The sequence below is a fragment of the Streptomyces sp. BV286 genome (assembly GCF_019090165.1).
Classification (GTDB): Bacteria; Actinomycetota; Actinomycetes; order Streptomycetales; family Streptomycetaceae; genus Streptomyces.
The window spans coordinates 67,359-91,318 of the sequence record NZ_JAHRIB010000150.1 but is presented as its reverse complement, the minus strand read 5'-3'; the positions used below and the strand labels follow the sequence as shown (position 1 = coordinate 91,318).

Annotated in this window: 19 protein-coding genes and 1 tRNA gene; 9 read left to right on the top strand and 11 right to left on the bottom strand. The window is 70.6% G+C overall.

The window, feature by feature from the left end:
* The first annotated feature begins 41 nt into the window (after positions 1 to 41).
* Both serS and KUF83_RS25080 read left to right on the top strand, forming a co-directional pair.
* Entirely contained in the window at positions 42 to 1,319 is a 1,278-nt protein-coding gene (gene serS, locus KUF83_RS25085; protein WP_217457182.1) for a serine--tRNA ligase, read from the top strand.
* Positions 1,316 to 2,197, top strand: coding sequence for an HAD family hydrolase (locus KUF83_RS25080; protein WP_217457181.1), 882 nt, complete (start codon positions 1,316 to 1,318; stop codon positions 2,195 to 2,197). The genes serS and KUF83_RS25080 overlap by 4 nt, the downstream gene beginning before the upstream one ends.
* Positions 2,198 to 2,394: 197 nt before the next feature.
* Here KUF83_RS25080 and KUF83_RS25075 read toward each other — a convergent pair.
* From KUF83_RS25075 to KUF83_RS25050, 6 genes are all read right to left on the bottom strand, one after another.
* Positions 2,395 to 2,480, bottom strand: a tRNA-Ser gene (locus tag KUF83_RS25075).
* A gap of 365 nt (positions 2,481 to 2,845) precedes the next feature.
* Positions 2,846 to 3,103, bottom strand: a complete 258-nt coding sequence (locus KUF83_RS25070; protein ID WP_217457180.1) for a hypothetical protein — start codon at positions 3,101 to 3,103, stop codon at positions 2,846 to 2,848.
* Positions 3,104 to 3,249: 146 nt separating this feature from the next.
* A complete protein-coding gene (locus KUF83_RS25065; RefSeq protein WP_217457179.1) occupies positions 3,250 to 3,969 on the bottom strand; it encodes an ABC transporter permease in 720 nt (239 codons plus the stop codon).
* A gap of 13 nt (positions 3,970 to 3,982) precedes the next feature.
* A complete protein-coding gene (locus KUF83_RS25060) occupies positions 3,983 to 4,894 on the bottom strand; it encodes an ABC transporter ATP-binding protein (protein WP_217457178.1) in 912 nt (303 codons plus the stop codon).
* Between the two features lie 49 nt (positions 4,895 to 4,943).
* Entirely contained in the window at positions 4,944 to 5,861 is a 918-nt protein-coding gene (locus KUF83_RS25055; RefSeq protein WP_217457177.1) for an ABC transporter permease subunit, read from the bottom strand.
* A complete protein-coding gene (locus tag KUF83_RS25050; RefSeq protein WP_217457310.1) occupies positions 5,851 to 6,864 on the bottom strand; it encodes an ABC transporter ATP-binding protein in 1,014 nt (337 codons plus the stop codon). The genes KUF83_RS25055 and KUF83_RS25050 overlap by 11 nt, the downstream gene beginning before the upstream one ends.
* A gap of 285 nt (positions 6,865 to 7,149) precedes the next feature.
* Between KUF83_RS25050 and KUF83_RS25045 the strand changes: the two genes are divergently transcribed.
* From KUF83_RS25045 to KUF83_RS25015, 7 genes are all read left to right on the top strand, one after another.
* Positions 7,150 to 7,998, top strand: a complete 849-nt coding sequence (locus KUF83_RS25045) for a M24 family metallopeptidase (protein WP_217457176.1) — start codon at positions 7,150 to 7,152, stop codon at positions 7,996 to 7,998.
* The gene (locus tag KUF83_RS25040; protein ID WP_217457175.1) at positions 7,995 to 9,749 is read left to right on the top strand and encodes an SDR family oxidoreductase; all 1,755 of its coding nucleotides are present in this window, start codon (positions 7,995 to 7,997) and stop codon (positions 9,747 to 9,749) included. Before KUF83_RS25045 ends, KUF83_RS25040 begins: the two co-directional genes overlap by 4 nt.
* Entirely contained in the window at positions 9,746 to 10,648 is a 903-nt protein-coding gene (locus KUF83_RS25035) for a metal-dependent hydrolase (protein ID WP_217457174.1), read from the top strand. Before KUF83_RS25040 ends, KUF83_RS25035 begins: the two co-directional genes overlap by 4 nt.
* Before the next feature lie 42 nt (positions 10,649 to 10,690).
* Positions 10,691 to 11,635: a MerR family transcriptional regulator gene (locus KUF83_RS25030; protein WP_217457173.1), complete on the top strand. Its 945-nt coding sequence runs from the start codon at positions 10,691 to 10,693 to the stop codon at positions 11,633 to 11,635.
* Between the two features lie 122 nt (positions 11,636 to 11,757).
* Positions 11,758 to 12,420, top strand: coding sequence for an RNA 2'-phosphotransferase (locus KUF83_RS25025; protein WP_217457172.1), 663 nt, complete (start codon positions 11,758 to 11,760; stop codon positions 12,418 to 12,420).
* A 314-nt stretch (positions 12,421 to 12,734) separates the two neighbouring features.
* The gene (locus KUF83_RS25020) at positions 12,735 to 13,646 is read left to right on the top strand and encodes an LLM class flavin-dependent oxidoreductase (RefSeq protein ID WP_217457171.1); all 912 of its coding nucleotides are present in this window, start codon (positions 12,735 to 12,737) and stop codon (positions 13,644 to 13,646) included.
* A 275-nt stretch (positions 13,647 to 13,921) separates the two neighbouring features.
* Positions 13,922 to 14,791, top strand: coding sequence for an HAD-IIB family hydrolase (locus tag KUF83_RS25015; protein WP_217457170.1), 870 nt, complete (start codon positions 13,922 to 13,924; stop codon positions 14,789 to 14,791).
* Between the two features lie 46 nt (positions 14,792 to 14,837).
* On the opposite strand, the gene KUF83_RS25010 is transcribed toward KUF83_RS25015, so the two are convergent.
* From KUF83_RS25010 to KUF83_RS24990, 5 genes are all read right to left on the bottom strand, one after another.
* A complete protein-coding gene (locus KUF83_RS25010; protein WP_217457169.1) occupies positions 14,838 to 15,884 on the bottom strand; it encodes a M23 family metallopeptidase in 1,047 nt (348 codons plus the stop codon).
* Positions 15,885 to 16,043: 159 nt separating this feature from the next.
* Positions 16,044 to 17,624 (bottom strand): GAF domain-containing sensor histidine kinase, encoded by a 1,581-nt coding sequence (locus KUF83_RS25005; protein ID WP_217457168.1) that lies wholly within the window; start codon positions 17,622 to 17,624, stop codon positions 16,044 to 16,046.
* A gap of 91 nt (positions 17,625 to 17,715) precedes the next feature.
* Entirely contained in the window at positions 17,716 to 21,210 is a 3,495-nt protein-coding gene (gene cydD, locus KUF83_RS25000) for a thiol reductant ABC exporter subunit CydD (RefSeq protein ID WP_217457167.1), read from the bottom strand.
* Positions 21,211 to 21,311: 101 nt separating this feature from the next.
* Positions 21,312 to 22,316 carry a cytochrome d ubiquinol oxidase subunit II gene (gene cydB / locus KUF83_RS24995; RefSeq protein ID WP_217457166.1) on the bottom strand — a complete coding sequence of 335 codons (1,005 nt, stop codon included), beginning with the start codon at positions 22,314 to 22,316 and terminating at the stop codon, positions 21,312 to 21,314.
* A 20-nt stretch (positions 22,317 to 22,336) separates the two neighbouring features.
* The gene (locus KUF83_RS24990) at positions 22,337 to 23,842 is read right to left on the bottom strand and encodes a cytochrome ubiquinol oxidase subunit I (protein WP_217457165.1); all 1,506 of its coding nucleotides are present in this window, start codon (positions 23,840 to 23,842) and stop codon (positions 22,337 to 22,339) included.
* Between the last annotated feature and the right edge of the window lie 118 nt (positions 23,843 to 23,960).

The following is a 23,960-nucleotide window of genomic DNA, read 5'->3' as shown; positions in this document are numbered from 1 at the left end:
CCGGGTCGTGTGCCGGAACCCCGCACCGGTAGCCTTGTGGGGTGATTGACCTTCGCCTGCTCCGTGAGGACCCCGACCGTGTTCGCGCCTCCCAGCGCGCCCGTGGAGAGGACGTCGCGCTCGTCGACGCCCTCCTCTCCGCCGACGAGCGGCGCAGGTCGTCCGGCGTCCGCTTCGACGAGCTCCGTTCCGAGCAGAAGGCGCTCGGCAAGCTCATCCCCAAGGCCTCCGGCGACGAGCGGGCCGAGCTGCTGAAGAGGACGGGCGAGCTCGCGTCGGCCGTCAAGGCGGCCGACGCCGAGCAGCACGAGGCGGACGAGGAGACCAAGCGTCTTTTGACCCAGCTCGGCAACCTCGTGCACCCCGACGTCCCGGTCGGCGGCGAGGAGGACTTCGTCGTCCTGGAGACGCACGGCACGATCCGCGACTTCGGCGCCGAGGGCTTCGAGCCCAAGGACCACCTGGAGCTCGGCGAGGCACTGGGCGCCATCGACGTCGAGCGCGGCGCCAAGGTGTCCGGCTCGCGCTTCTACTACCTGACGGGTGTCGGCGCGCTCCTTGAGCTCGCCCTCGTCAACGCGGCGATCGCGCAGGCGACGGAGGCCGGGTTCATCCCGATGCTGACTCCGGCGCTGGTCCGCCCGCGCGCCATGGAGGGCACCGGCTTCCTCGGCCAGGCCGCGGAGAACGTGTACCACCTGGAGAAGGACGACTACTACCTGGTTGGCACCTCCGAGGTCCCGCTCGCGGCGTACCACATGGACGAGATCCTCGACGCCGAGAAGCTCCCGCTGCGGTACGCGGGCTTCTCGCCGTGCTTCCGCCGCGAGGCCGGCACGTACGGCAAGGACACGCGAGGCATCTTCCGCGTGCACCAGTTCGACAAGGTCGAGATGTTCTCGTACGTCAATCCTGAGGACGCGGAGAACGAGCACCAGCGGCTCCTCGACTGGGAGAAGCAGTGGCTGACCGGCCTCGAACTGCCGTTCCAGGTCATCGACGTGGCCTCGGGCGACCTGGGCGCGTCCGCCTCGCGCAAGTTCGACTGCGAGGCGTGGATCCCGACTCAGGGCAAGTACCGCGAGCTCACCTCGGCCTCCAACTGCGACGGCTTCCAGGCCCGTCGTCTGTCGGTGCGCATGCGCGACGGCAAGAAGGTGCAGCCGCTCGCGACATTGAACGGCACGCTGTGCGCCGTGCCGCGCACGATCGTGGCGATCCTGGAGAACCACCAGCTGGCCGACGGCTCGGTGCGCGTGCCCGAGGTGCTGCGTCCGTACCTGGGCGGCCGTGAGGTGCTGGAGCCGATCTCCAAGTGACCGGCACCACCGGGTCGTCCGGACCGACCGAAGCGACGGGCTCCGCGGGAGCGGCGGGAGCCGAAGCGACCGGATCCGCTCCGGCGTTTCCCTACAAGCTCGTTGCGACCGATCTCGACGGAACGTTGCTGCGCTCCGACGACACGGTCTCGCAGCGCACGCGTGAGGCGCTCGCCGCGGCCACCGTGGCGGGCGCCGCGCACCTCGTCGTCACCGGCCGGGCGGTCGCCTGGACCCGGCACATCCTCGACTCACTCGGCTACGAGGGCCTCGCGGTGTGCGGTCAGGGCGCCCAGCTGTACGACGCCGGCGCGCACCGGCTGCTCACTTCGGTGACCCTCGACCGGCAGCTGGCGGGGCTCGCCCTCGCCAAGATCGAGGCGGAGACCGGCCCGCTGGCCCTCGCAGCGAGCCGTGACGGCCTCGACGGTGACGTCCTGATCGGCCCGGGCTACCAGGTGCAGGGCCTGCTGCAGGCGGTCCCGTTCACCGACGTGGCCGAGCTGTGGGCCGCGCCCCTGACGAAGATGTACATCCAGCACCCCCGCCTCACCGACGACGAACTGGCGGCCGCTGCGCGGGCGGCGGCCGGCGGTCTGGTGAGCATCGTGATGGCGGGCGAGGGCATCGTGGAGATCCTGCCCCTGGGTCTGTCGAAGGCCACGGGGCTGTCCCTGGCGGCCCGTCGCCTGGGCGTGAAGGCGGCCGAGACGATCGCCTTCGGTGACATGCCGAACGACATCCCGATGTTCGCGTGGTCGGCACACGGCGTGGCGATGGCCAACGCCCACGACGAGCTCAAGGCGGTGGCCGACGAGATGACCCTGTCCAACGAGGAGGACGGGATCGCCGTGGTGCTGGAGAGACTGCTGGGCTAGGCCCCGTCGGCCTGGGGCCGCGCCGCCTGCCGCGAGCGGCCTCCCCGGGAGGGCGGCGACGGGCGGTGGCCCGCCGCCGGACCCGCGGGCCGGTCGGCCCGCGTACGGGAGCGGTCGAGTGGACAGGGCGGGCAGAAAGTTGCCACCGCGAGGCGGCACCTCGCTGAAACCCGCCCTGTCAGGGCGACAACGTCGTGCGGAGGATGCGCGGATCGAACGCGCGCGGGCTCAGAACCCGACCACGGCTTAGCAAGCCGGTGCCTTACCGCTCGGCCAATCCTCCGGGTGGGCGGCCCGCGCATGTGCGCGCTCGAAGCGGCCGCCCCGGGCAGTTCCCCGTGCGGGGTGGACTCGACGGAGGGGTAACTACTCCGGAGTCCGCGGACTGCCCTGGTGGGAGCTCGACGAACTGCTTCTGACGGGCATCGTCGTGCTCCTCTCCCGGACTGCGGCGCCGGCTGGACCCCGGCGATCTGGACATAACCACTCTGCCCGTAAGCCAAGTTGGACGCCACCGAATAAACGACCACCCGGCGGGCGTTCGCGCGCGACGGGGGCCGGAACCTCCTGGCGGAGAACACCACCGCGGAGGCCGGGGCCCGAGGGCGGAGACCGCTGGGTGGGCGTCAGGGCCGGTGGGCGGCGGGTCTAGCTGCGACGCCACCAGCGTCGTCGCGCCTTGCTGAAGAACCACCCCGCGGGCGGCTCGTCGGAGCGCCAGGGCTGCGGGTCGGGGCCGCCGTCGCGCCAGCGGGCCGCGAGCATTCGGGCACGCGCGGACGGCTCGGCCGTGTCGGCGGACCGTATGAAGTCCTCGTCGAGGACGAGGTCGTCCCAGGTCTCCCCGGCCTCCCCCCGGCCTTCGCCGGAGCCCTGCCCTTCGCTCCTCGGTGCCTTCGCTGCCATCCCCGTTCCTCCTCGTCCGGCATTCCCTCGGGCCAGTGTGCCGTTACGCGCGTAAAGCCGATCTCAAGACCAGAAGTGGCTCCACGCGCGCGTGGCCGTTGTCGTGGTCCACACGCGCGTGGAGCCGTCCGGGCTCCCCGTGGCGGTTACTCCTCGCCTGCCAGCGTCAGCGTCCGCAGCTTCTGACCCGCGAACCACGTGGCGGCGACGGTCACCACGACCAGCAGCACCGTGCCGGTGGTCAGGCTGACGTCCGAGGTGACGAGGTCCCCGCCGGACACCTTGTGGGCCACCGCGAGCGACCACTGCTGGACGCTGAGCGTCTTCGCACCGGAGACCAGCGTCCCGAAGAGTGCCTCCCACACGAGGGCGTAGACGAGTCCGAAGACCACCGCGTGCCGCGTGATGGTGCCGAGCAGCAGGAAGAGCGCGGCGTACGCGATGGAGGCGACCAGCGCGGCCACGGTGTAGGCGACGGCGATCTGCTGGCCATTGCCGTTGAGGATCATCCCGGCGATGAACGTCGGGACCGCCGAGAACGCCATGGTGACGGCGACGGCGACGATCAGCTTGGTGAAGATGATCGTGGGGCGCTTGACCGGCTTGGCAAGCAGGTAGACGACCGAGCCGTCGTCGATCTCGGGGCCGATCGCGCCGGTGCCGGCGATGACGCCGATGATGGGCACCATCGTGGCGAGCGCGAACCCGCCGAGGACGTCCACGGCGACCTGGTCGTCGGCGCCCGTGAAGGTGCGTACGGCGACGGAGATGACGATCAGCAGGACGGGCAGGGCGCCCAGGATGAGGGCCCTGCGGCGGCCGAGCAGGCCGCGGTAGGTGAGCCGGGCGACTGTGGGGTCGTACATCTTTTTCGGCCTCCTACGCCGCGACGAGATACGAGAAGACGGACTCGAGGGACTCGTCGGACGGCGAGACCGTGAGCAGCCGGATGCCGTGGTCGCGGGCCACCCGCGGCAGCAGTGCCGTGAAGCGTGGGAAGTCGACGGCCTGGATGCGCAGCACGCCCTCCTGGAGGTCCACTTCGATGCCGGACGTCGACGGGTCGGCGATGAGCGCGGCCGCGAGCGCGCGGTCGTCGCTGGAACGCACGAGATAGCGGTGCGGCCGGTCGGTCATCAGACGGCGGATCCGGCGGAAGTCGCCGCTCGCCGCATGCCGTCCGGCGACGATCACCTCGATGTGCGAGGCGAGTTGCTCGACCTCTTCGAGGATGTGCGACGAGAAGAGGACCGTGCGGCCCTCGTCGCCCATGCGCCGCAGCAGGTCCATCAGCTGCATGCGCTGGCGCGGGTCCATGCCGTTGAACGGCTCGTCGAGCAGCAGCAGGGACGGGTTGTGGACGAGCGCGGACGCCATCTTCACCCGCTGGCGCATGCCTTTGGAGTACGTCGAGATCTTGCGGTCCTGCGCGTACTCCATCTCGACCGTGGCGAGCGCCCGGTGGGCGGCCTTGTCGCCGAGGCCGTGCAGCTCGGCGTTGGCGACGACGAACTCGCGTCCCGTGAGGAAGTCGTACATCGCCTCGCGCTCGGGCACGATGCCGATCTGCTGGTAGATCTCCTCGTTGCGCCAGGTCGGCCGGCCGTCGAGGGTGACGGTGCCCGTGGAGGGGGCGAGGAAGCCGCCCATCATGTTGATGAGGGTGGACTTTCCTGCGCCGTTCGGGCCGAGCAGACCGGTGACGCCCGGGCCGATGGTCATCGTGATGTCGTTGACGGCCACCACGTTGCCGAACCAGCGTGAGACGTGGTCGATGGTGAGTGTGCTCATGGGCGCGGCCCGTTCCTTGGAAGGGTGGTGGCGGACGACGGGCGGGCGGTCACAGTCCGACCTTTCGGTAGCGGCGCATCAGGAGGCCGTAGCAGCCCGCGACGAGCCCCAGCACGACGAGCAGGTAGACCACACCCTCGCTCCCGGAGGGGCCCTCGCCGCCGGGGAAGGCGGACGTGGCGCCCAGGAAGGCGGTCTGGACCCCGTCGATCAGCGTGATGGGCGAGAAGAGCCCGAGCCAGGCGATCGCGTCGGTGCTGGACTGGTCGTAGGCGATGGCCTGGACGGTGGACACCGCTCCGTAGGAGATGGTCAGCACCGCGATGACGGCGGCGATGCCGAAGCCGCGCCGCGGGGTGACCGCCGAGATGACCAGGCCGATGCCGGCGAAGAGCAGGGAAAGCAGTGCCACGGAGACGAGCCCTTGTGCGAATCCCTTGGTCTGATCCGCGAAGTCGAGTTTGGCCAGCAGTGCGCCCACATACAGGACGAGCAGCGGCGCGGAGGTGAGCATGAACAGCGCCGAGGCCAGCGCCGCGTACTTGGCGCGTACGTAGTCCTCGGTCTCGATGGGACGCGAGAAGTACAGCGGGACGGTCTTGAAGCGCAGGTCGCGGGAGACCGCCTGCGGTCCCTGCGAGGCGACGTACAGGCCGATGACGGCCTGCATGATGACCGCGTAGCGCGTGTAGTCGACGGGCAGGTCCTTCGCCTTGGTGGCGACCGCCACCGCGACCATGATCAGCGCGGGGACGCACATCACCACGAAGAGCAGCATCGGCAGGACCTTGGACTTCACCGAGCGGCCGAGGCCGTAGGCGCCGCGCAGGGACTGCGAGTAGAGCGAGCGGCGGGCGTACGCGCGGCCGAGGCGTTGGCCGTCGTAGTTGCGGTAGCCGATGTTGTGGATCCTGGTCTGCTCGCCCGCGCGAGCCGAGGCCTGTGCCTGGGGCTGCTCAACCGCCATGGCCGACCGCCTCCTTCCGCTGTTCGTCGCCGTTCTTCGGGTCCGGCTGCGCCTGGGCGTCCCTGGCCGCCTGTTCGTCGCTGTCCTTGAAGACCTCCGCGATGTGGTGCCTGCGCTGCTCCATGCGCACCAGCCCGAGGCCGAGGTCGGCGACGACGTCCCGGACGAGGTCGTACGTCTCCTCGCCCTGCGCGGTGAGCAGGAGGATGTGGCCCGCGCCCGGGAGCCCGCTGCCGTCGTGGGTGTCGATCCCGCGCGCGTGCAGCACGTCGCGCAGTGCGCCGGTGCCGTCCGGGTGCTCGTCCGTGTCGGTGACCTCGACCGCGAGGATCGCCGTGCTCTGCGTGAAGTCCGTGGTGGAGCTGGACCGCAGGAGCTTGCCGCCGTCGATGACGACGACGTGGTCGCAGGTGCGCTCCAGCTCGCCGAGCAGGTGCGAGGTGACCAGGACGGAGATGCCGAAGTCGGTGTGGATGCGGCGGATCAGGCCGAGCATCTCGTCGCGGCCGACCGGGTCGAGGCCGTTCGTCGGCTCGTCGAGGAAGACCAGCTGGGGGTCGTGGACCAGCGCCTGGGCGAGTTTCACGCGCTGTTTCATGCCCGTCGAGTAACCACCGATGGGGCGGTACCGCTCCTCGTAGAGGCCGACGTGGCGCAGCGTGTCCGCCGTGCGCTCGCGGGCCGCCGCCGGGGGCAGGCCGGACATGCGCGCCATGTGGACGACGAACTCGGTGGCCGAGACGTCCGGCGGCAGACAGTCGTGCTCGGGCATGTATCCGACGCGCTCACGGATGTCGCCGCCCTTGGTGGCGACATCGAGTCCGAGCACCGCGGCGCGGCCCTCGGTGGCGGGGGACAGACCCAGCAGGATCTTGATCAGTGTGGACTTGCCGGCTCCGTTGGCTCCGACGAGTCCGGTCACACCGGGTCCGACGTCCACGGAGAGCCGGTCAAGAGCGGTCACCCTCGGGAACCGCTTGCTCAGGCTTTCGGTCGCGATCACAGTCACGGTTCGAAGGTAGTGGCGCAGGCCACACCACACATCAGACCTGGGAGCTGTATCGCCGTCACTCTCCAGTCGTACGGGCCCGTAGGGGTCGCCCTGAGGTCGAACGACCGGCGGCCGCCGCCCGGCATCGAGCGGCGTCCGTGGTCACCGGGTTGTCCCCAGCGACGCGGTTTTCCACAGGCCGCGTGCCCGCCCCTTGACGCAGCCTCCAACAATTGTCACATTCATCAGTGTCAAGTTACGGGCGCGTACGGCAGTCGGCTTGGAACGGACGGTGGCATGACCTCAGCAGTGGCCCCACCAGGCGAACTCACCGCGGAGCTGCGCGGGTTCCGTGATGTGCAGCGGCTCGCGTACGCCTGCGCGGAGGCGGTCGCCGCCCGGCTGGAGCCGGGGGTGACCGAGCGCGAGGCGGCCCGCATGCAGCGCGAGTGGCTGCGGGAGCGCGGGGTCCGGGACTGGTTCCATCTGCCCTTCGCCTGGTTCGGGGACCGCACGGCGTTCGCGGGCTTCAAGATCCCGCTGCAGTTCTTCCCCACGAACAGGCGGCTGGAGCGGGGCATGCCGTTCATCCTCGACCTGGCGCCGGTCCACAAGGGCTTCACCGCGGACATCGGATACTCCGGCTCGCTGGGACCGAACGCGCTGCAGGACAGGCTGCTCGCCGACCTGGAGGCGCACCGCGAGCTGATCCTGCGCGAGGTGCGCGAGCGGCGCCCGCTGCGCGAGATCTACGAGGACGTGGACCGGCTCATGGCCCGCCAGGGCTACGCGAACCGCCATCGGGCCTACCCCTTCGGCGTGATCGCCCACAAGGTCGACCGCGTGCGGCAGCGGCGCTGGTCGCCGCGCCTGTTCGGTTTCGGGACCCAGTCGCTCAAGGGCCTGGCAGCCGACGCGGTCCACGGCCACCGCGACGGCTGGTCCCCCCTGTGGTCGCCGTACCGCTTCTCGGACCACCCACCGCACCCGGGCCTGTGGGCGGTCGAGCCGCATCTGGGATTCCGGGGCACGGGCGCGAAGTTCGAGGAGATCCTGGTGGTCACCGACTCCAGGGACCCCGAGCAGAGCGCGTTCTGGCTGGACGACGATCTGCCGCACGTGCGGCGCTGGGCGGAGGACAAGTGACCCTTCACGGTGCGCGCGAGCGCTGGGTACGGACGGGCGGCATCGAGCTGTGTGTCGCCGAGTGGGGCGATCCGAAGCGGCCCACGGTGGTGCTCGTACATGGCTATCCGGACTCCAAGGAGGTGTGGTCCGAGGTCGCGGGGCGCCTGGCGGAGCGCTTTCACGTGGTGCTCTACGACGTGCGCGGCCACGGCAGGTCCACCGCTCCCAGGCCGCTGCGCGGCGGGTTCACCCTGGAGAAGCTGACGGACGACTTCCTGGCGGTCGTGGACGCGGTCAGCCCGGGCCGGCCGGTGCACCTGGTGGGCCACGACTGGGGCTCCGTGCAGGGCTGGGAGTTCACCACGGTCAAGCGCACGGAGGGACGGATCGCCTCCTTCACGTCGATGTCCGGGCCGTCCCTCGACCACTTCGGGCACTGGATCAAGAAGCGCGTGTCCCGCCCGACACCCCGCAGGGTCGGTCAACTGCTCGGCCAGGGCGCCAAGTCCTGGTACGTGTACCTGCTGCACACCCCTGTTCTGCCCGAACTCGCCTGGCGCGGCCCGCTCGGCAAGCAGTGGCCCAAACTCCTGCGGCGGCTGGAGAAGGTTCCCGCGGACGGCTACCCGACCCCGTCGCTGCCCACGGACGCGGCCCACGGCGCCTGGCTGTACCGGGACAACGTCCGGCCGCGCCTGCGCAGGCCGCGCACCGACGCGTACGCGCACGCGCCCGTGCAGCTCATCACGCCGCTGGGAGACGCGTTCCTGTCGGAGAAGCTCTATGACGAACTGGAGCTGTGGGCACCGAAGCTGGTGCGCCGCACCCTCCCGGCGAAGCACTGGATCCCCCGCACCCGGCCCGACCAGCTGGCCGCCTGGATCACCGACTTCGTGACCACCATCGAAAGCGGTCGTCCCGCACCGACGGTGAGCGGCCCGCACGCCGACCGCTTCGGCGGGCAGCTCGTGCTGGTCACCGGCGCGGGCAGCGGCATCGGCCGGGCCACCGCCTTCGCGTTCGCCGAGGCCGGCGCGCGTGTGGTGGCCGTCGACCGGGACGCGGAGAGCGCGGCGCGCACCGCCGAACTGTCCCTCCTCATCGGCGCCCCCGAGGCCTGGGCCGAGACGGTCGACGTCTCGGACGAGCAGGCCATGGAGAAGCTCGCCTCGAAGGTCGCCGCAGAGTACGGAGTGGTCGACGTACTGGTGAACAACGCCGGCATCGGACTGTCCGGCTCCTTCCTGGACACCTCCGTGGAGGACTGGCGCAAGGTCCTCGATGTCAATCTGTGGGGTGTGATCCACGGCTGCCGGCTCTTCGGGAAGCAGATGGCCGAGCGCGGGCAGGGCGGCCACATCGTCAACACCGCGTCGGCGGCCGCGTACCTGCCGTCGAAGGCGCTTCCCGCCTACAGCACCTCCAAGGCGGCGGTACTGATGCTCAGCGAGTGCCTGCGCGCCGAACTGGCGGGCCAGGGCATCGGGGTGTCGGCGATCTGCCCCGGGTTCGTCAACACCAACATCACCTCCACCGCCCGCTTCACCGGAGTCGACGCCGAAGAGGAGAAGCGACGCCAGAAGAGGTCCGCGCGGCTGTACGGGCTGCGCAACTACCCGCCGGAGAAGGTCGCCGAGGCGGTCCTGCGGGCCGTCGTCCGCAACCAGGCCGTGGTGCCCGTGACGGCGGAGGCGCGCGGCGGCCGTCTCATGTCCCGTTTCACTCCCGGAGCGCTGCGCGCGATCGCACGGATGGAGCCACCGCTGTGACCGAACAGCACGCCATCACACCCCGACGGGTGTCCTTCGACTGGGAAGAGACCCCGCTCCACTGGATACCGGACGAGCCGACCGCGACCCACGTCATCAACGTGCTGCATCTGCTGCTGCCGGCGGGGGAGCGATGGTTCGTCAAGGTCTTCAAGGAAGGCCTGCCTCTGGTCACCGACCCCGAACTCCTCAAGGACGTAAAGGGGTTCATGGGCCAGGAGGCGACGCACAGCGTGCAGCACGCGTACGTGCTGGACCACCTGGCGGCGCAGCGGCTGGACACGGACGCGTACACGAAGCACGTCGAGTTCCTCTTCCGGAGGATCCTGGGCGAGACTCCGCCGCTGGGCGCCCTGATACCGGAGCGCGAGTGGCTGCGCTTCCGGCTCTCGGTGATCGCGGCGATAGAGCAGTTCACCGCGGTGCTGGGCGACTGGGTGCTGGCCGCCCGGGGACTGGACGACGCCGGGTCCGACGAGGTCATGCTCGACCTGCTGCGCTGGCACGGCGCCGAGGAGGTGGAGCATCGCGCGGTCGCCTTCGACATGTACCAGCACTGCGGCGGTGAGGGCCTGCCGCGGTACGCGCGCCGGGTGGCGGGCATGGCGGTCACGGCACCTGTGATGCTGTACATGTGGGCGTGGGGCGCGGCCTATCTGATACGCAACGACCCCCAGCTCGCGGGGCGGTTGCGTTATTCGCTCGGGGCGCACAACCGGGCGGTGCGCAAAGGGCTGCTGCCCACGTGGAAGGAGCTCGGCTCGGCCGTGCCGCGCTATCTGCGGCGCTCGTACCATCCCTCGCAGGAGGGCTCGATGCGCCGCGCGGCCGAGTATCTGGCGCGGTCGCCCGCGGCTCGGGCTGCTGTGGGGGCGATCGGCAGGGCGGCGATCGCGTAGCGACGGGACTTCGGGACGACGGGGACCGGGAGGGCAGGAACCGTGATCGACGAGCCGGCCGGCGTGGCCTACCGGATCGAGGACCTGGCGCACCACAGTGGCGCCACGGTCCGGACGATCCGCGCCTATCAGGACCGCGGGCTGCTCCCCCGCCCGGAGCGGCGCGGTCGCGCCAACGTCTATTCCCCTACGCACCTTGCCCGGCTTCGGCAGATCGCGGACCTGCTGGACCGTGGTTACACCCTGGCCTCCATCAAGGAGCTCCTGGAGGCCTGGGACGCCGGGCGCGGCCTCGGCGGCGTGCTCGGTCTGGTCGCGGAGGTCGACGGGCCGTGGACGGACGAGGAGGCGGTCCGTATCTCGCGGACCGAGCTCGACGAGCGGTTCGGCGGCGACCCGGACGACGCGGCGGTGGCCGACGCGGTGGAGCTCGGCGTGCTCGAACGGATACCGGGACAGGAGGACATGTTTCTCGTCCCCAGCCCTCAAGAGCTGGCGGTGGCTGCGGAGTTGTACGAGGCGGGCGTCCCGCTGTCGGCGATCTCGGGCCATCTGAGGGAGTTGAGGGGCCAGGTCGAGCACATCGCCTCGCGCTTCCTGGAGTTCACCACCGAGCACGTCTTCGCCCGCTATCTCGGCGAGCACCCCCCGACCGACACCGACGCCGCCGAGGCGGCCGAGCTCGTACGGCGACTGCGGCCGCTCGCACGACAGACGGTGGACGCCGAACTGGCGCGGGCCATGCGGTTGTTCGCGCATCGACACCTGCGCCGGCACCTCGGTGCGGAACAGCCCCCCGCGGGTGCGGAGGAGACACGTACCGTGTCGGTGCCGGACACGACAATGGCCGCCGTGGAAGGGCTTGTCGGCGCGGAGCATGCGTCCGAGTTCATCGCTCTGGCGGCCGAACGCGAGGTCAGGGCACGGACGTTGGACGCGCTGGCCGCAAACCATGTGCAGGCGGCCAATGTTGACGAACCGGCCTGAACTGTCAGCCAGTTGTCCACAGAATCCCCAACTGGCCCTGTGGATAACGCATTTGGCTGTGGATCAAACCTCGAAGTCAAAATCAAATGCGTGATCAGCGTCTCTCCAGGCAATCTGACTGGATGAACGAAGGCGACATCGATGAGAGTGACGAGAACGGTGTGGACGAGAACGGAGTGAGCCCGGGCGGTGGGAGCCCGGACGGTGGGAGCGCGAGCGGGACCCGCCGGGGCGGGACGGACGAGCGGCGCACCGTGAAGGTGTCGAAGTACCTCTCCAAGCATCTGCGCCACCAGCCCGAGCGGATCGGGCTCACGCTCGACGAGGGCGGCTGGGTGGAGATCGGCACGCTGATGTCCGCGGCGGCCGCGCACGGCTTCCGGTTCACCCGCGGCGAGCTCGATCACGTGGTGGCCACCAACGACAAGCGGCGCTTCGCGATCGAGGGCACCCGGATACGCGCCAGCCAGGGCCACTCCGTGACGGTCGACCTGGGACTGCCGTCGGCGACCCCGCCCGCGTACCTCTACCACGGCACCGTCGCCCGCAGTCTGGACGCGATCCGCGCCGAGGGCCTGCGGCCCATGAACCGGCACGACGTCCATCTCTCGGCCGACCGCGAGACGGCGACCCGCGTCGGCGCCCGCCGCGGCCGTCCCGTCGTGCTCTCCGTGGACGCCGGCGCCATGGACCGTGACGGCCATGTCTTCCGGGTCAGCGCCAACGGCGTGTGGCTCACGGCCGCGGTGCCTCCGGGCTACCTGCGGTTCCCGGCCACGCACTGACCGGCCGAACCAGCGAGTCCGGCGGGGCCTGGGCGGCCCGGTCGGTCGGCAGTCCCGGACTGCTCGGTCACATCGGCTGCCCCGGGCGATCCGGTCACATCGGCTGCCCCAAGTGATCCGGTCACATCGGCCGCGGGCGAAACAGCCACACCGGCCGCCCGCAGTGAGCCGGCCGCGTCGGCCACGTCGGCCGTCCGGCACGTGCACCTGTCCGCTCGGCGCGCTCGGCCCGCCCGCCACCCGTCGTCCGGCCGGACCCGGCCCCGCCCCTCGGCCGTTCGGCGTGCCCCGTGGCTGCGCTTAGGCTCTGAGGCATGAGTCTGCGCCTGAGCACCGTGATCCTGCCGTACCTCCGCTGGCACGAGGGAGGGCGTTCCACCTGGCAGCGCGCCGAGCAGCTCGGGTTCCACACCGCCTACACGTACGACCATCTGTCGTGGCGGACGTTCCGGGAGGGCCCCTGGTACGGCGCCGTGCCGACACTGACGGCCGCCGCGGGCGCCACCGACCGCCTGCGCCTGGGCACGCTGGTGACCTCACCGAACTTCCGGCACCCGGTGACCCTCGCCAAGGAGCTGGTCTCACTCGACGACATCTCAGGTGGCCGGTTCACGCTGGGCATCGGCGCGGGCGGTTCCGGCTTCGACGCCACGACACTGTTGCGCGGCGACGAGGAGCCATGGACACCGCGCGAGCGGGCCGACCGCTTCGCCGAATTCGTACCGCTGCTCGACCGGCTGCTCACCGAGGACACCGTGTCGTACGACGGCACGTTCTACTCGGCGCGCGAGGCCTACAACCTCCCCGGCTGTGTCCAGCGCCCCCGTCTGCCCTTCGCGGTGGCCGCCACCGGGCCGCGCGGTCTGAAGCTCGCCGCCGCGCACGGGCAGGCGTGGGTGACCACCGGCGACCCGAAGCTCTTCGAGTCGGGCACCCCCGAGCAGTCGCTCCACGCCCTTCGTGGCCAGGTGGAGAAGCTGGGCGGCGCCTGCGAGACGGCCGGCCGCGATGTGCGTGAGCTCGACAAGGTCCTGCTCACCGGCTTCACCCCGGACCGCGGCCGTCCGCTGGAGTCCCTCGACGCGTTCGTCGACTTCGCGGGCCGCCACATGGAACTGGGCTTCACGGACATCGTGATCCACTGGCCCATCCCGGACTCCGACTTCGCGGCGGACGAGAAGGTCTTCGAGCACATCGCGATGGAAGCGGTGGCGCAGCTCGGCTGACGCCCGCTCCGGGACACGTCCGTCCGCCCACGCGCCCGACAGGCGGCCGAGGCCGCCCCGCTCGGACCACTCCGGTCCGGACAGCGCCCCCGGTCGGCCGCCCGAGCACCTGCCCGGGCGGCCGACCGCCCGACGTGCCCGACTGCCGCTCCGGCCAAGGCTCGGAAAGATCACAGAGCCGTCGTCGGCTCTGCGAACGCGCAGGTGAGGGCCCAGGTCACTCACCTGCGCGGACCGCCGCACGACCGTGCACGCGGGTACGCGAGAATGGCGGCGTGACCTCAGCGACCCGACGGCCCGGGACCCCGGCCTCCCCTCTCCCGCCCCGCCTGATCGCCACGGATCTCGACGGCACCCTGCTGGGCGACGACAAGTCCGTGTCACCGCGCACGGTGGCCGCCCTGGCCGCCGCCGAGGACGCCGGCATCGAGGTCTTCTTCGTGACCGGGCGCCCGGCCCGCTGGATGGACGTCGTCAGCGATCACGTCCACGGTCACGGCCTCGCCATCTGTGGGAACGGCGCCGCGGTGGTCGATCTGCACGGCGGACCCGGCGCCCACCGCTTCGTCAAGGTCCGGGAACTGGCGCGGGAGAACGCGCTCGACGCCGTGCGGCTGCTGCGCGACGCCGCTCCGGGCACCCTCTTCGCCATCGAGCAGACGTACGGCTTCTACCAGGAGCCCGCGTACCCGAAGCTGCACATGGAGGCCCCCGACGCCCTCGCGCCCGCCGAGAAGCTTCTGGCGTCGGACGCTCCGGGTGCCGACGAGCCGGTGCTCAAGATCCTCGCCTACCACCACGAGATCGCTCCGGACGACTTCCTCATGACCGCCCGCCTGGCGATCGGTGACCGGGCCGACGTGACCCGGTCCAGCCCCAGCGCCCTCCTGGAGATCAGCGGGCCCGGCGTCTCGAAGGCCAGCACCCTCGCACTGTGCTGCGCCGAGCGCGGTATCTCGCACGAAGAGGTCGTCGCCTTCGGTGACATGCCGAACGACGTGGAGATGCTCACCTGGGCGGGCACGTCGTACGCGATGGGCAACGCGCACCCCGACGTGATCGCCGCCGCGTCCGGGCGTACGGCCGCCAACACCGACGACGGCGTGGCGGTCGTGATCGAACGGATCCTCGCGGAGCGCCGGTAAGGCACTCCGGCTTGCTCGGCCGTCAGCCTCCCCGGGGACTGACGCCCTAGAGCTGGACCCCCCGACGGGCGAGCCACTCCCGCGGATCGACCCCCGAGCCCAACTGCGGTGTGAGGCGCACCTCGAAGTGCAGATGAGGTCCGGTCGAGTTGCCGGTCGTGCCCGCCTGGCCGATCCACTGCCCCGCGGCCACCCGCTCCCCCTGGTCCACCGTGGCGGCGGCCAGGTGGGCGTACTGCGTGTAGTAGCCCCCCGCATGTTCCAGCACGACCTCGATGCCGAACGGGCCGCCGCACGACACCTTCACCACCCGCCCTTCGCCCACCGACCGCACCGGCGTGCCGATGTCCACCGCGAAGTCCTGCCCCGTGTGCCGGCTCGCCCAGCGGTCACCGCCGCTGCCGAACCCGGCGGAGAGCCCGTACGTCTCCACCGGCGCGACCCACGGCTGGGTGAAGGCCGTCCGCGGCTGGTCGAGCCGGACGGAACCCCGGCAGGCACCGGCGGCGACCGAGGCGTCCGCCTGCCCCTGGAGCGTCCACTGGGCCTCCTCCAGTCTCCGCTCGATACCCCGCTTGATCTCGGCGAGTTCGCCGTTGCGCCGTTCCAGCGCCTGCCAGGCCGACGCCGCCTTGGCCTCGTCGGCGGAGAGCCGGTTCTCCGCCCGGCGGCTCTTGGTGACCGCGTTGTTGAGCGCCAGATCCGCCTGCCAGACGGCCCGCTGCCCGCGCATCAGCTCCTCAGGGCTCTCCGCGAGCAGCATCTGCGCGGTGTGCGGGAGCCCTCCACCGGTGCGGTACTGGGCCCGTGCGATGCGGCCGAGGTCCCCGTGCAGTGCGGCGATGTCCTGCCGCTCCCGTTCGAGAAGCCGCTCCAGCCGCTGTGCCCGGCCCCGCTGCACCTCCGCCTCGCGGCGGCCGGCCTCGTACTGCTGTGTCGCCAGTGACGCCTCCTCGTACAGCCGAACGACCTCGGCGCCGACCCCGCCGGAGCCACCGGTATCGCCCGTGGCCGTCGTGGGACCGGCCACCAGGACGGCCGTCGCGCACAGCAGCACCAGCACGAGCGGGGGGTGGCGACGGCGTGAGCGCATGACATGGATCGTGTCGCGCGGGGACGGGTCCGGTCCTGTTCAAGTCGTACACCTGGGGGACCGGTCGTCACGGATGGACCAGTGCGCTGAGCCGAACAGGGGTCCCCGGGAGCCCACTTCGGCGGGTCGGTGTGCACGGCTGCGCGTAGCGCGTCTGGTTCAGAACGGCGCTTCCCAGACCACCGACGTGCCGCCGCCGTCCTTCCCGGGGCCCGGCCCGTACCAGCTGTTCCCGCCGAGCGACTCCGCCCGCCGTTCGAGGTTCTTCAGTCCGCTGCGCCGGCCCCCCTCGGGGATGCCGACCCCGTCGTCCGCGACCGTCAGGCGCACGCCGGGTTCCTCGTCCGGCAGCCGTACGGTCGCGTCCACGGTGACGTCGATACGGGACGCCCCCGCGTGCCGGAAGGCGTTGGAGAGGGCTTCGCGGAGGGCCGCGATGAGGTTCTTGGCCGTGAGCTCTCCGACGGCCGTGTCGACGGGACCGACGAACTGGTGCGAGGGCTTGAAGCCGAGCGGTACGGCAGCCATGTTGATCTCGCGCAGTACGCGGGTGCGCAGCCCTGTCGGAAATTCCGCCGGCCCTTGCTGGAGCGCGAAGATGGCCGTGCGGATCTCCTGGATGGTGACGTCGAGTTCGTCGACCGCCTTGCCGACTCCCCGCCGCACCTCGGGCAGCACGGAGCGCCGCTGCGCGCTCTCCAGCAGCATCCCGGTGGCGAACAGCCGCTGGATGACGAGGTCGTGGAGGTCACGGGCGATCCGGTCGCGGTCCTCGTACACGGCGAGGCGCTCCCGGTCCCGCTGCGCCTCGGCCATCATCAGCGCGAGCGCGGCCTGCGAGGCGAACTGTGTCGCCAGGGTGCGCTCGGTCTCCGTGAACGGACGCGCGCCGTGCACCCGTGCCATGACGAGTGCGCCCAGGACGCGGCCGCCGCTCCTCAGTGGCAGCAGCATCGTGGGTCCGTAACCGCGGGCCAGGTCGGCGAGCATCCGCGGGTCGGCAGCCGCGTCCTCGACGAACACGGCTTCCCCCGCGAGGACTTGGCCCGCCACCTCGTTCTCGGGCGGCACGACCAGTCCCAGCGCCCTCGACGGCCGCTCGGACGCGGCGGCGACGATCTCCAGACCCCCTTCCGTCGAGGGCAGCAGCACCAGTCCGGCCATGGAGTCCGAGAGCCGGCGGGCCTGTTCCGCGACCACCTGGAGGGCTTCGTCGGCGTCACCTCCGGAGAGCAGCGCGGTGGTGACGGCCACGGATCCGTCGATCCAGCGTTCACGCTGCTTGGCGGCCTCGTACAGTCGCGCGTTCCCGAGGGCGATGCCCGCCTCGCGCGCCAGTACGCGCACCATGTCGAGGTCGTGCTCGCCGAACGGTTCACCGCCGCGCTTCTCGGCGAGGTAGAGGGTGCCGAGGCTCTCGCCCCGCAGCCGGATGGGGACGCCCAGGAATCCGGCCGTGGGCGGGTGGCGCAGTCGTTCGTGCCCGTCCGGCAGGCGCCCGATCCACCGGATGCTCTCCCCGTCGACGTCCTCACGTGCGCGCTCGGCGAGCCCGTCCCAGCCCTCTGCCGCCAGCCCGACCACCGCGTACCAGGCGTCCGCCATCTCCGCCGCTGTCTCACAGATCCGCTCGAGCGAGGACCGCAGTTCCAGCCCGCTTCCCACCGCCCGCATCGCTTCCAGCAGCCGCGGCACGTCGTCCGGATTCGGGGCGGCACCGGGGCCCGGCTCGTCTGACATGCACCGAGCCTAGTTAGTCCCATTTGTTCGGGAAAGTCGAGCGCCGTCAGCGATGACCGCACCCTCCCGGGGCATCCTGCTCGGGATGCCCTCACCGTGCGACGGCGGGCGTCTCCGTCCGGCTCTCCCGCTCGGCCATCTCCCGCAACGGTCCCCGCGCGTGCACCAGCTCGTCGAACGCTCCCCGCTGCACGACACGCCCCTCGGCCAGGACGATCACCTCGTCCGCCGCCTCCAGCCCCGCGAGCCGATGCGTGATCATCAACGTCGTGCGCCCCGCGGTCGCGGCCAGCAGGTCGGCGGTGAGGGCGTCGGCGGTGGCCAGATCGAGGTGCTCCGCGGGCTCGTCGAGAAGCAGCACGGGAAAGTCCGCGAGCAGGGCACGGGCCAGCGCCAACCGCTGCCGCTGCCCCCCGGACAACCGGGCGCCGTGCTCCCCGATCAACGTGTCGAGCCCGTCGGGCAGCCCGTCGGCCCAGTCGAGCAGCCGCACCCGGCCCAGCACGTCCCGCAACGCGGAATCGGTCGCGTCCTTCCGGGCGAGCAGCAGATTCTCACGCACCGAACTGTCGAAGAGGTGCGCGTCCTGCGCGCAGAGCCCCACCAGGCGCCGCACGTCGTCGCCGTCCATGCCGTACGCGTCCACCCCTCCCAGCGTGTACGTCCCCGCACGCGCGTCCAGGAAGCGCAGCAGCACCTGCGCCAGCGTCGTCTTGCCGGAGCCGGACGGCCCGACGACGGCGGTCCGACGCCCGCGCTCAAGTACCAGATCCACGTCGGCGACCGCGTCCCGCCGCTGTCCCCCATGGCGAGCGGCCAGGCCCTTCAGTACGACCGGGAAGGGCGACTCGGGTGCCTTCACGGGCCGCTCCGGCTCCCGTACGGGCTCGGGCGCGTCCAGGACCTCGTACACGCGCTCCGCGCTCCTGCGCACCCGCTGCCGGTACTGGACCGCCAGGGGGAGCCCCAGCACGGCCTCGAATGCGGCCAGCGGTGTGAGGACGACGACGGCCATCGTCACGCCGCTGAGGCGTCCGTCGAGGACCGCCTGGGCACCGGCGAGCGCGGCGGCCGTGACGGTGAGACCCGAGATCAAGGCGATCAGCCCGTCGCCGAGCGCGGTGGCGGTGGCGGCACGCGAGGCGATGCGGGTGAGTTCGGTGTCGGCCCGTCGCGCCTCGGCGGTACGTGCGGGGAGCGCGCCCGCGACCGTCAACTCGGCCGTTCCGGTGAGGAGATCGGCCACACGGGTCGCCAGCACTCCGCGGGCCGGAGCCAGCCGGTGCTCGGCACGGCGCGCGACGGCGCCGGTCAGCAACGGCACACCCACCCCGGCGGCCAGCAGCCCCACGGCGAGGGCAGCGCCCGCCTCGGGCAGCAGCCATGCCGTGAACCCGACGGAGCCGGCGGACACGACGGCCGCCGCGGCGGCGGGCAGCAGCCAGCGCAGCCAGTAGTCCTGCAGCGCGTCCACATCGGTGACGAGCCGCGAGAGCAGATCACCGCGCCGGGCGGTACGCAGTCCCGCGGGCGCCAGCCGTTCGAGACGCCGGTACACGGCGACCCTGGTGTCGGCGAGCATCCGAAGCACCGCTTCGTGCGACACCAGCCGCTCGGCGTACCGGAAGACGGCCCGCCCGATCCCGAACGTCCGCGTGGCCGTCACGGCGACCATCAGATACAGCACGGGTGGCTGCTGCGAGGCTCTGGAGATCAGCCAGCCCGAGGTGGCCATGAGGCCGACGGCACTGCCGAGCGCGAGACTGCCGAGCAGGAGGGCCAGCACGAGCCGTCCGCGCCGGGGTCCGGCCATGGCACGTACGCGTGTGAGCACGCCGCCGCCCCTCCGAGGAGGCAAGGGCGCTACTTCCTCGGGCCGCTCGGGCGCCACCGCCACCACGTCGGAGTGAGTCGTCCCCGCGTCGGCGGACCGTTCGGGTCGCTCGTCCGGGGCCGCCGGTTCCCACCGCACCACCCGGTCCGCCACGGCCAGCAGGGCCGGCCGGTGGACCACCAGAAGCACGGTCCGCCCGACCGCGAGACGCCGCACCGCCTCCACGACCTCGGCCTCGGTCGCCCCGTCCAGCGAGGCGGTCGGCTCGTCCAGGAGCAGCACCGGCCGATCCGACAGGAACGCCCGTGCCAGGGCGAGCCGTTGGCGCTGCCCGGCGGACAGTCCGGCACCGTCCTCACCGAGACGTGTGTGCACGCCGTCGGGCAGCGCGTCCACGAACTCCAGGGCCCCGGCATCGGACAAGGCCTGCCGCACCGCGGTGTCGTCCGCCTCCGGCCGGGCCAGCCGGACGTTCTCGGCGATGGACGCGGCGTACAGATGAGGCCGCTGCGGCACCCACGCGACCCGCGAACGCCATTCCTTCATGTCGGCTTCCGCGAGATCGACTCCCCCGACACGCACTCGGCCCGCCGTGGGTTCGACGAATCCCAGCGCCACGTTCAGGAGGGTCGTCTTGCCCACGCCGCTGGGGCCGACGAGCGCCACGGCCTCCCCGGGCCGGACCTCGAAGGACACGTCGGACACCGCGTCGGACGACCGGCCGGGGTACCGGACCGTCACGCCCTCGAAGCTCAACTCTCCCGAGGAGGGCACAGCGCCCGTCCCGGATGCCGGCACGGGCGTCTCCAGGACCGCGAAGATCTCCTCGGCGGCCGACAGCCCCTCTGCCGCCGCGTGGTACTGCGCCCCGACCTGCCGCAGCGGCAGATACGCCTCGGGAGCGAGAACGAGCACGACCAGCCCGTCGTACAGCGCCATGTCACCGTGGACGAGCCGCATCCCGACGGTCACCGCGACCAGGGCGACCGAGATCGTGGCAAGCAACTCCAGCGCGAAGGACGAGATGAAGGCGATGCGCAGGGTCCGCATGGTCGCCTGCCGGTACTCCCCGGTGATCCGGCGGATGGAGTCGGCCTGCGCCTTGGCCCGCCCGAACACCTTCAGCGTGGGAAGCCCGGCGACCACGTCCAGGAAATGCCCCGAAAGCCGGGACAACAGCCGCCACTGGCGGTCCATCTGGGACTGCGTGACCCAGCCGATGAGCATCATGAAGATCGGGATGAGCGGCAGTGTGCCGACGATGATTGCTGCGGACACCCAGTCCTCGGTGACAATCCGCGCGAGCACGGCGACCGGGACGACCACCGCGAGCCCCAACTGCGGCAGGTAGCGCGAGAAATAGTCGTCCAGGGCATCCACGCCACGGGTGGCGAGCGCGATCAGTGATCCCGTCCGCTGCCCGCTCAGCCACTCCGGTCCGAGCGCGCCGGCTCGCTCCAGCAGCCTCCCGCGCAGCTCCGACTTGACCGCCGCGCTCGCCCGGTGAGCGGCGAGCTCGGTGAGCCAGGAAACGAGCGCCCTGCCGACCGCGACCGCCGCCAACAGCACGAGTGGCGTGCGGAGTTCACCGACCGACAGTTCACGCTGGAAGGCTCCGACCACCACCTCGGCGATCAGCATGGCCTGGGCGACGACCAGTCCCGCCCCCGCGATGCCGAGACCGACGACCGCCATCAGGAAGAAGCGGGTGGCGCGGGCGTAGCGGAGAAGTCGCGGGTCGATCGGTTTCACGTGAAACACACCCTCGGGTCAAGCAGGTGTGTTTCACGTGAAACACACCCTCTTCTCATTGGGCATGTTTCACGTGAAACGTGCCCTCGGATTCATCGGTCTCAGTGCACGGTCTCGGCGATGTGCTGGGTACCGATCCGCTTGCGGAACACCCAGTACGTCCAGCCCTGGTAGAGCATGACCACCGGCATCGCGATCACCGCACCCCAGGTCATGATCTTCAGGGTGTACGGGCTCGACGAGGCGTTGGTGACCGTCAGGCTCCACTCGTCATCGAGCGAGGACGGCATGACGTTCGGGAAGAGCGTCAGGAACAGCATCGCGACCGCGGCGACGATGGTGAGGCCGGACAGGGCGAACGCCCAGCCCTCACGCCCTGCCTGGTTCGCCCCGATCGCCGCGACCAGCGCGGTCACGGCCACGACCAGAGCGACCAGGCTCTTACCGTCACCGCTCTCGACCTGGGTCCAGAGGAGGAACACCGCCGCGAGCGCGGCTGTCACCAGTCCGAGCCCGAGTGCCAGCTTCCGCGCCCGCTCCCGGATGTCTCCGAGGGTCTTGAGTGCCGCGAACACCGCCCCGTGGAAGGTGAACAGGGTCAGCGTCACCAGACCGCCCAGGAGGGCGTAGGGGTTGAGCAGGTCCCACAGGGTGCCCACGTACTCCATGTCCTGGTCGATCTTGACGCCCCGCACGATGTTGCCGAACGCCACGCCCCACAGGAACGCCGGGAGCAGCGAGGTCCAGAAGATGGCGTTCTCCCAGTTGCGCTGCCACTGCTCCTCGGGTCGCTTCACCCGGTACTCGAAGGCGACTCCGCGCACGATCAGGCAGACCAGGATGAGCAGCAGCGGCAGGTAGAAGCCGGAGAACAACGTGGCGTACCACTCGGGGAAGGCGGCGAAGGTCGCACCTCCCGCCGAGAGCAGCCACACCTCGTTGCCGTCCCAGACCGGGCCGATGGTGTTGATCAGCACCCGCTTCTCGGTCCGGTTGCGGGCGAGCAGCTTGGTGAGGACACCGATCCCGAAGTCGAAGCCCTCCAGGAAGAAGTAGCCGGTCCACAGGACCGCGATGAGGACGAACCAGACGTCGTGAAGTTCCATGACTCAGCAGCTCCCTGGGCCTAGTAGGAGAAGGCCATCGGCTTGTCGGCGTCCCGGAGGTCGCCGCCGATCTTCGTGGGCGGGTTGAGGTCGGCCTCGGTCAGCTCGGGCGGCCCGGCCTTGACGTACTTCACGAGCAGCTTGACCTCGATGACGGCGAGGATCGCGTAGATCGTCGTGAGGACGACGAGCGAGGTGATCATCTCGCCCTGCGACACGCCGGGGGAGACCGCGTCCCGGGTCTGCATCACGCCGTAGACGACCCAGGGCTGCCGGCCCATCTCGGTGAAGATCCAGCCCCATGAGTTGGCGATCAGCGGGAAGCCCATCGTCCAGACCGCCAGGAGCCAGTACAGCCGGGTGAGCCCGGCTCCGAGCGGCTTCCTCAGCAGCACCAGGTGCGGTACCTCGTCCTCCCCCGTCCGGTGGGCGGCCGGCAGCAGGAACCTCTTCCGTGTGAGCCACAGCCCCAGCAGGCCCAGCGAGAAGGACGCCATTCCGAAGCCGATCATCCAGCGGAAGCCCCAGTAGGCGACGGGGACGATGGGCTTGTAGTCACCGGGGCCGTACTTCTCCTGCTCGGCCTTGTTGGTGTCGTTGATGCCGGGCACGTACGAGTCGAAGTCGCTGTGGGCAAGGAAGGACAGGAGGCCGGGAATCTCCAGGGCCACCTTGTTGTGACCCTCGTCGACGTCCCCGTACGCGAACACGGAGAACGGCGCGGGCTTCTCGCCGTCCCACAGCGCCTCGGCCGCGGCCATCTTCATCGGCTGCTGCTCGTACATGACCTTGCCGAGGGTGTCCCCGCTGATCGCCGTGAGCAGACCGCCGACCGCCATGGTGACCAGGCCGAGCCGCAGCGAGGTCCGCATCACCGGGATGTGCTTCTTGCGCATCAGGTGGAACGCGGCGATGCCGACCATGAAGGCGCCTCCCGTCAGGAAGGCCGCGGAGAAGCTGTGGAACACCTGGTTGACCGCGGTGTTCTGGGTGAGGACCAGCCAGAAGTCGGTGAGTTCGGCCCGGCCCTTCTGCTCGTTGATCCGGTACCCGACGGGGTGCTGCATCCAGGAGTTGGCCGCGAGAATGAAGTACGCCGACAGCAGCGTGCCGATCGAGACCATCCATATGCAGGCGAGGTGGATCTTCTTCGGCAGCTTGTCCCAGCCGAAGATCCACAGCCCGATGAAGGTGGACTCGAAGAAGAAGGCGATCAGAGCCTCGAAGGCGAGCGGCGCTCCGAAGACATCACCGACGAAGCGCGAGTAGTCCGACCAGTTCATGCCGAACTGGAACTCCTGCACGATGCCCGTGACGACGCCCATCGCGATGTTGATCAGGAAGAGCTTGCCCCAGAACTTGGTGGCCCTGAGGTACTTCTCCTTCTCCGTGCGCACCCAGGCGGTCTGCAGGCCCGCGGTGAGCGCGGCGAGCGAGATCGTGAGCGGGACGAAGAGGAAGTGGTAGACGGTGGTGATGCCGAACTGCCATCGGGCCACGGTTTCCGGCGCCAGAGCCAATTCCACGTCGTCATCTCCTTACATCGCCGTAGAAACAGCGGCAGTTTGTCCCGCTTGTCGCAGACATAACGGAAGCAACTGGGACTCGCTTGTGAACGCGTTCACATTCACAAGCAATTATGCC

Excerpts from the sequence above, each read along its gene's own strand:
- KUF83_RS25070 (WP_217457180.1), bottom strand. The coding sequence starts at position 3,103 with ATGGCAGCGAAGGCACCGAGGAGCGAAGGGCAGGGCTCCGGCGAAGGC.
- KUF83_RS25065 (WP_217457179.1), bottom strand. The coding sequence starts at position 3,969 with ATGTACGACCCCACAGTCGCCCGGCTCACCTACCGCGGCCTGCTCGGC.
- KUF83_RS25060 (WP_217457178.1), bottom strand. The coding sequence starts at position 4,894 with ATGAGCACACTCACCATCGACCACGTCTCACGCTGGTTCGGCAACGTG.
- KUF83_RS25055 (WP_217457177.1), bottom strand. The coding sequence starts at position 5,861 with ATGGCGGTTGAGCAGCCCCAGGCACAGGCCTCGGCTCGCGCGGGCGAG.
- KUF83_RS25045 (WP_217457176.1), top strand. The coding sequence starts at position 7,150 with ATGACCTCAGCAGTGGCCCCACCAGGCGAACTCACCGCGGAGCTGCGC.
- KUF83_RS25025 (WP_217457172.1), top strand. The coding sequence starts at position 11,758 with ATGAACGAAGGCGACATCGATGAGAGTGACGAGAACGGTGTGGACGAG.
- KUF83_RS25020 (WP_217457171.1), top strand. The coding sequence starts at position 12,735 with ATGAGTCTGCGCCTGAGCACCGTGATCCTGCCGTACCTCCGCTGGCAC.
- KUF83_RS25010 (WP_217457169.1), bottom strand. The coding sequence starts at position 15,884 with ATGCGCTCACGCCGTCGCCACCCCCCGCTCGTGCTGGTGCTGCTGTGC.
- KUF83_RS25005 (WP_217457168.1), bottom strand. The coding sequence starts at position 17,624 with ATGTCAGACGAGCCGGGCCCCGGTGCCGCCCCGAATCCGGACGACGTG.
- cydB (WP_217457166.1), bottom strand. The coding sequence starts at position 22,316 with ATGGAACTTCACGACGTCTGGTTCGTCCTCATCGCGGTCCTGTGGACC.